The organism is Bifidobacterium sp. B4111, from assembly GCF_026537235.1.
In the GTDB taxonomy this organism is placed as follows: Bacteria; Actinomycetota; Actinomycetes; order Actinomycetales; family Bifidobacteriaceae; genus Bombiscardovia.
Genome location: NZ_JAFNMO010000005.1, coordinates 174,256 through 181,200, shown reverse-complemented (window position 1 = coordinate 181,200; position 6,945 = coordinate 174,256). Strand labels below are relative to the sequence as shown.

Here is a 6,945-nt window from a genome sequence, read left to right as displayed (position 1 = left end):
ATGTGGTTTTCGCCGGACCATGCTCGTCCATGATAAGCTCCCCCTCCTCACATGACACTTTGCCACCAGCTCCATTCTCCAACATGATCCTCATTGACCGGAGCATGACCTACACGCAGAAACGCTGCACGCTCGTTCATGAGCTCATCCACTGGCAGCACGCCGACAACACCAGGACAGGAGTCTAAGGTTCCCGCGTCGAACACCGCACCGGGAGGGAGACCGCGTTGAAGCTGGTCGACCCACTTGAATACCGGACTACAAAAAACATTTATGGAGGGAACTCCTACCAGATCGCCTGCGAACTTGACATCACCTTCCAAATAATACAAGACTACCGATGGCTACTCGATTCAAACACGACCATTCCAATCATTCACAGAACCATTAACCGAATAACAGGAGGGCATGTCCTCCTGATAGGCTGGCGGACACTCGCAGATGACTGGCAAAGCAAAGGAGATTGACTTATGAAGAAGGGCATCGCTGCTCTGGCCACCGTGGCGGCTTTGACGATGGGGCTGTCGGCCTGCGGAGGGAGCGGCTCGAACAGCGCCGACTCAAAGAAGGAACAGACCAGCTCCCAGGAGAAGACCGAGAAAAAGACGGAAGCCCCCAAGCCTGCAGACTTCACAGGCACGTGGAAGCAGGTGAACGGGGCCGACAAGGACCACTACCAGCAGGCCACCGTGGCAGCAGACAAGATCGATGTCAACTGGGTCAGCCCGGACTCCACCAGCCTGTACTGGTCGGGCAGCTTCACTCCCCGACCGCCGCCGGCGACTATTCATGGACCAGCCAAGACGACAAGGAGAAGATGTCGTCAAGCCTGCTCGCCTCTCAGGACGCTACCAAGGACTTCAAATATACGGACGGAGAGATCACTTACTCGTCCATCGCGGTGGGCACCACGACCACTGTCCATCTCAAGAAGCAATGACTCAGTTTTGCCAGGCCCCGTTTCGGCGGGGCTTTCTCATGCTGATCTGCGACCATGGTGTAGGCTCACCCGGTTCCCGTGCTCTCTCATACCACGGTTGCTACTGTGGAAATCATGGAACCCGACAAGGACGAGCACGCCACCATTGACCATAAGCGCAAGCAAAGGGTCGGGGTCACCAGTATCCTCCTCTTCAGCTATTACTTCCTTGTCACAGCCTGCCCATTCATCCTCATCGAGTCGCCCAACGACAACCTCAGCCTCCTGGCCATCTTCGGTGCCGTCCACCTGCTCGTAGTCATCCCTTTCTCATTCGTGCTTGGCATGTGGACGGCAAGCCATTGGGCCAGGAGAGCACAAGACTTCGTCTATTACACCCTCAGCATCTTCACGGCAGTCGGAATCGTCGCCATCGTAGTGTTCTTTACCGATTACGATTTATTCAGCCAAATATGCTATTTCGCCTTATTCTCCATCCTCCTGTTCCTCGCCGGAGCAGGAGTCATCTGCTTATACCATTCTGCGAGAAACCGGAAGAAAAACAAAACGCACATCAGTAAATGAACCATGCCAGAACTCACACACCCGCTACCAGATGCCGATCGTCCGCACCACCATGCAACAATTTGCGGCACCGCTCACTCAATATCGATCCTCCGTCATCGTTCGTTATCCCGCAGTAGAATGTTTGCTCAGCTTGACCCTTGCTATTAGCGCCCTCGTTCTGTGCTATCGTACAAATCTTCCGCTCTCTGTTCCGCATTTGGTTAAGCCTGCGGTAGCGCACCATGATATGGCTCTTCATCCGAAACACAGCCTCTTCCAAGGTATGAATGTCCTTCTGATAGGCTGACATAAGTCACAGAAGACGCACGGAAGGACTCTTCATGTCAAGTCCGGGCCAGACAAGGTTCTACCACTCTTACGATCCGCCGATGCCCAACCAGCTTGCGGGGCAGCCGCCGCAAACGTCAACCCGATCAAAAATCCGCCTTGCATCAGAGCTCAAGAAGTATAAGAAGCGCTCCAGGACACTTGCCATAACGACATGCATACCGGCCGTTACAACGCTCATATTCGGAGGCATAGTAGCCGCGGCAGAGGTGATCACGGTCAAAGATAACCACTGTGCTCTCTCCAGTGTTTACAACGCCTGCAAAGACGCTGATGATAAAGACTCGTTAAGTCTGGGAGACCACAACAACACCCTTACCGTCGACGAGGTAAATGGTTTAGACGCTTATGAGTGCGTTGCATCGACCCTGCCGATCCCGAAAGCCACACAAGCAAAAATTGGTGCCGCCAATGGTTTCTCGGGGACGCAAACCGACTCTTGGGATGGCTTCGAGGCAACCTGGCCATGCAACAAGAACAACGTGCTGGATCTCGTGATCCAAAAGGATTGGCCCGATTCACAAGACGGCCATCGGCCCCGGTTCGGCGGGGTTTTGGTATGTCTTGGTGATAGTTTTGCACTAGTCACAGTTGACAGACCATGAGAGGGAAGACCATGACAGGACCGACAAGCGATGACTACGATCGTTATCGTCCGCAACAGGAGCAGCCCACGCAGTCCACGCAGCCAATGCAGACCTCACCTGAACCACCGACCCGGACGATGCCACCTGCGCAGGAACAGCCAGCGCAAGCCATGCCTTTGCGACAACCCAATCAGCGACTCAAACAGATACCTTTCCAAGTACTAGGGCAACAACCCATAGGAGGCACGGAACTGGAGACGGCAACAACGCCAGCGCCAAACGGGGAAGTCCAAGTCGAACCGAGCAGAGAGAAAAGGGACAAGGGCAAGAAGAAAACATGGTACAAGCACCCCTGGGTATGGATCGTCGTGGCGGTCGTGCTCATCCTGGGGCTGGCTTTCGGGCAGGGCGGATTGAAAGACACATTAGCCCCAGCAAGCAACACATTAGCCCCAGCAAGCAACAAAAGCACCCAGCCTTCGAAGGAGATCTTCGATTTGCAGACACTGGTGGGAAAGAAATGGGATGAAGCCAGCCAAACCCTGACCGAACACCATTGGACTGCCCACGATTATATGGTGCAGACCGACGAAGGTAAGACCCCAGTCCTCGGAGAGAACTGGACCGTCGCCTCCGTTTCCGCTGACACGAAGCCAGTCATCAGCCTCAAACACGACAGCGCCCAAGCTGCACCTGACGCACCGAAGACGGACTCAAGCGTGCCTCACGAATACTCTTCCGCCCTGGCCAAGGCAGACTACTACTCGCGTGTATTGCGCTTGAGCAGACAAAAAATCTACGAAGAGCTCACCGACGAATACGGGTATAAGTTCTCTCCTGAGGCAGCCCAATATGCCACGGAACATCTCAAGGCGGACTATAATGCAAACGCGCTTGCCAATGCGAAATACTACCACAAGAAGATGCATATGACACCAGAAGCCATTCGTAAGCAGCTCACCAGAGAGAGCGGCGATCAGTTCACGCCCGACGAGGCGAATTACGCCATCCAGCATCTGAACGACTGACAGAACCGCATCAGGCCCCGCTTCGGCGGGGCTTTTACATAAGTGCGCCGAAATGGGCGTTTTCGGGGCTTATGCTCGATTATCGTTGGTATGGCAACGATAAGGTAATGACGCCACATCTGTCACGCCATGAAAGCCTCCGGATTGCACTTTACCGTACACATGGGGTTCTTTTGGTGGTCTGAGAAGGTATGAGACCCCCCCGCAACCATTGTGGCTGTTGTTTTTTCGTGGCTGTGGAGCCTCAGAGGCTTGAAACCTGGACTGAACGATTATGAGTTCGGTGTTGCATGATTATAGCCTCAGACACCTTACCGTGGTGTAAACGGAAATCCATAGACGGATGGGCTGCTATTTATTGCTGTTGCTTCTTCTAATCACTCAGAAGCTACATTCCTAGCCAATGTGGTCTTTCTGATCTTTGAGTTGACGGACAACATTTAAACTCAATTAATGTCGAAACTGGGTTAGGAGTGGACAAATCAAAAAGAGGACATCTTTCTCATATGGGCTCTGTCCAAAGCCAGATAAAAGTTAAACACACAAAAATGGAAAGAGATAGCACAACGACATCTGCATCGGTGTCAGAGTGTCAGCAGGAACAATCATCATTCGAAGGATTCGGTGGATACCAAATCCTCATCAATTTCAAAATATAATTGGACAGTCTTACAATCGACAACTCGAAATCATTGTTCATACAGTGTTCTCAATACGAATGATTCAGTTCCGGGTCTTGCAGCTTTTGTGTCTGTATGGCTTTCTCCTCGTTGGTGACCCATAGGGGAATGAACAGACTAAAGCGATCAGCATCTATGGCATACAGGTTCACTTTGATCGCTTGGCTGGATTGGCCCCCTGGCTTCTTTCGATTCGGACTTGATTTAGTGCATATTTGATCTCATTATCGCTTCTATTCACATCGAGAATTCTGTTAAGACAACCTTGTTAAGGGTTTTCTGTTTACTCGATATAACAGCACTAATTAATTCACCAATTCAATTCGCCAAAACGATGTCTATGAAAAGACAAACATCTAACCTTTGGAACCTACCCAAGTGCGCATGACAAAACCACGGAACAAACCATTTAGCCAGTCTACGCTTTTGATTCAGCTGCACTCTCCTCTGGCTTTTTTGCTTCCCTGCTCAGTACGGAATAGAGCCGGATTTCCGCGCCTGTCATTATAGCCACTAACAGTATAGCAATGCAGTGAACATTTCCCCAACCACAACAGCCCAGTGGTATTGCTGCCTCCACACTTGCCTGATCAATAATGGAATCGGTACGAAAAATACTGATATGAAACCTTCGAGTGCTATATTCCTGCATCTGCGCACGGTCTTGTGGAATATGTCCTTCCCAACAGTCCTCAGCAAAATCAAGCATCCCTTTTACGCCTTTTATCGCATAGGTCCTATAAAAATAAGGATCAACAAATTCCCTGATACCCAGATTCCCGATATAATACCGACTCAGCAGTATAGCAAGCAATAAAGAAACACACACCAGTCAAAACTAAGGCGAAAAATACAATCGCGGCATCAGATAAATGATCCTTGGGATTCTCCTGGAAAAGCAGTAAAACTAGAAACTCCAGAAAGCGTAGGCCGATGGACCTGCTAGAAAGAGGCTTGCGAACAAACACCCCGGAGAAATGAAACTCCAACCGGGAAACACTCGGCTGTCACCATTCGGCCCAAGCATCCGACGAAAAATCTCATGCGCGATTTTCCTGTTGATAGCGTTCTCTATCAGATCGAGAGAGAATCAGTTAAAGTCGTTCCTGCTACTTTCAATCTCAGCTATTGCTGTCTCAGATCTCCTGATCAATCTCCACAGGTGGTATGTCGTGTCGATGAAGGAAGCCAACTCTCAACTTTCATCGGCATGATTACTGTGCCGACAGACACCGCCGCACCAGCAAACAATATAAGCGAAGATATACTATTTTCTATGGTCATCGTTAATCTCTTTGGAATGTAAGCAGTATCTATTGTAAGTAGATACCACGGTTTCATCCCGGATATGCCCACTCTTGTTATGCGTTCAGCCGGCTCTATCCGACGACTCCGTAGGTTTGTTAGTCGGTATTTCACCCCGCTTTAAAGCGAATCGGACTAGGACCGTTCGGATTCTTCTTTGTTTCGGCTTACTAAACCCGCGAACATCGAGATACCAATGTCCAGGGGCCATTTTTCCTATCTGCGATTGGTCGCCATCCGTCCAGTCATCAACGCACCTCAGAGGCTCCGTTTGTGCTTCGGAAGAAGAAACGGCTCAAACTCCAAGTGACGGTTTCCATGAATTAGCACAATGCCAACCGCGCTACCTGAGACGTCACCTCCGAACTACGCGAATAGGATACTTTCCCCTCATCACAGTCTTGTTAGCCAAAAGCAAAGGATGCCGGCTGGTTGTTCTCTTCATCAAACAGTGGTGGGGTTATCTGACGGTACAGAAGTCCATCAGAAGGCTCAATGATCGATTCGCCCGGCTCAAGCGTCGCTGTCGTCATGACTCAGGCCTCGAAGCTTGGAAGACTGCAACAATCTTTTCAATGAACTGTTGGGCTTCTTTCAAATTCGAAGTATCCTCATCGGTACCAGTGAATCCACCCTGCGGGAAAATAAACACATTAAAGCCAGTACCAGCATTTGCACCCAGGTCTGAATCGATTCCACACTTACCACTTGTTCGGCCATTGGCCCACTCAGGAGACATCCCTCTCTCTTCTGTGGAGAATATGCCGGGAAGATGCAGCGATTCTTCACCAATGCCTTCCAGCAGTTTCAAAGCAACAGCAATCGCTAAGTCACTTATGGCAGGCTCATCCCCGTTATTCCAGTTTCTGTTAGTGAAGCAGTCTGAATAATACGGGACGCGCCAACCGAACCAGGTTCAATATGGAATCCTTATTCCTGGTATCTGCCAATGGTTCCAATTATTCTGAATCCGCATATCACATGTGATTCGCACCACTTCGGCTTTGCCGGGTGAATCCAGTGATTTCTTGATTTTAGATATATCTTCAAAATTATTGAAGTATCCTTTACAGACATTATCATTCGAAATCGCTTTGAGCCTGAAGCTCTTCTGTTCCACATCCAATTCTGTGAACTGCCCGACCAACTTCTGTTGATGTTTCCTCTGTGTCGCAGATTCATTTAAAGGCTCCAACTGAAAATCAGCACCACGTTCGTATGCCCTCTTTGCCTCGGCATGCTGTTTCCCTGTGATGCTGATTGTCTCGTCTGCGGAGATTACTGTTATTTCGTCATCCGGATCAAGAGAACCACATATATCGGTAATCGCCTTACCGATTTCAGTGGTTTCGTCTATACCCTTGAAATCACCTTGATCGAAAGAACCGAGCCGTTTGGCCACATCAGCTCCGGATCTCCGCAACAGCTCCGTATGAATCTCGTTAGTGGCCGGGGGAACACTGGCCTCAACCACAACACAGCCTTTTTTATGAATGACAGCACAGGATCAA

The 6,945-nt window shown here is 50.1% G+C and carries 8 protein-coding genes; 4 read left to right on the top strand and 4 right to left on the bottom strand.

What is annotated here, in order from left to right; genetic code table 11:
- Positions 1 to 640 precede the first annotated feature (640 nt).
- From J3T93_RS08810 to J3T93_RS08795, 4 genes are all read left to right on the top strand, one after another.
- The gene (locus J3T93_RS08810; RefSeq protein WP_267431362.1) at positions 641 to 940 is read left to right on the top strand and encodes a hypothetical protein; all 300 of its coding nucleotides are present in this window, start codon (positions 641 to 643) and stop codon (positions 938 to 940) included.
- A 114-nt stretch (positions 941 to 1,054) separates the two neighbouring features.
- Positions 1,055 to 1,504, top strand: a complete 450-nt coding sequence (locus J3T93_RS08805; protein WP_267431361.1) for a hypothetical protein — start codon at positions 1,055 to 1,057, stop codon at positions 1,502 to 1,504.
- A gap of 371 nt (positions 1,505 to 1,875) precedes the next feature.
- The gene (locus tag J3T93_RS08800) at positions 1,876 to 2,439 is read left to right on the top strand and encodes a hypothetical protein (RefSeq protein ID WP_267431360.1); all 564 of its coding nucleotides are present in this window, start codon (positions 1,876 to 1,878) and stop codon (positions 2,437 to 2,439) included.
- 11 nt (positions 2,440 to 2,450) lie between these two features.
- Entirely contained in the window at positions 2,451 to 3,449 is a 999-nt protein-coding gene (locus J3T93_RS08795; protein ID WP_267431359.1) for an Ltp family lipoprotein, read from the top strand.
- Between the two features lie 1,098 nt (positions 3,450 to 4,547).
- Here J3T93_RS08795 and J3T93_RS08790 read toward each other — a convergent pair.
- The 4 genes from J3T93_RS08790 to J3T93_RS08775 form a co-directional block, all read right to left on the bottom strand.
- On the bottom strand, positions 4,548 to 4,838 hold the full coding sequence (locus J3T93_RS08790) for a hypothetical protein (RefSeq protein ID WP_267431358.1): 291 nt from the start codon (positions 4,836 to 4,838) through the stop codon (positions 4,548 to 4,550).
- A 1,000-nt stretch (positions 4,839 to 5,838) separates the two neighbouring features.
- Positions 5,839 to 5,967: a hypothetical protein gene (locus J3T93_RS08785; RefSeq protein ID WP_267400623.1), complete on the bottom strand. Its 129-nt coding sequence runs from the start codon at positions 5,965 to 5,967 to the stop codon at positions 5,839 to 5,841.
- Positions 5,964 to 6,245, bottom strand: a complete 282-nt coding sequence (locus J3T93_RS08780) for a hypothetical protein (RefSeq protein ID WP_267431357.1) — start codon at positions 6,243 to 6,245, stop codon at positions 5,964 to 5,966. The genes J3T93_RS08785 and J3T93_RS08780 overlap by 4 nt, the downstream gene beginning before the upstream one ends.
- Before the next feature lie 105 nt (positions 6,246 to 6,350).
- Positions 6,351 to 6,908: a hypothetical protein gene (locus tag J3T93_RS08775; RefSeq protein ID WP_267431356.1), complete on the bottom strand. Its 558-nt coding sequence runs from the start codon at positions 6,906 to 6,908 to the stop codon at positions 6,351 to 6,353.
- Positions 6,909 to 6,945 lie beyond the last annotated feature (37 nt).

Bases quoted from the DNA above. Each gene is read 5' to 3' on its own strand.
- J3T93_RS08805 (WP_267431361.1), top strand. From the start codon at position 1,055: ATGGAACCCGACAAGGACGAGCACGCCACCATTGACCATAAGCGCAAG.
- J3T93_RS08800 (WP_267431360.1), top strand. From the start codon at position 1,876: ATGCCCAACCAGCTTGCGGGGCAGCCGCCGCAAACGTCAACCCGATCA.
- J3T93_RS08795 (WP_267431359.1), top strand. From the start codon at position 2,451: ATGACAGGACCGACAAGCGATGACTACGATCGTTATCGTCCGCAACAG.
- J3T93_RS08790 (WP_267431358.1), bottom strand. From the start codon at position 4,838: ATGCTTGATTTTGCTGAGGACTGTTGGGAAGGACATATTCCACAAGAC.
- J3T93_RS08785 (WP_267400623.1), bottom strand. From the start codon at position 5,967: ATGACGACAGCGACGCTTGAGCCGGGCGAATCGATCATTGAGCCTTCT.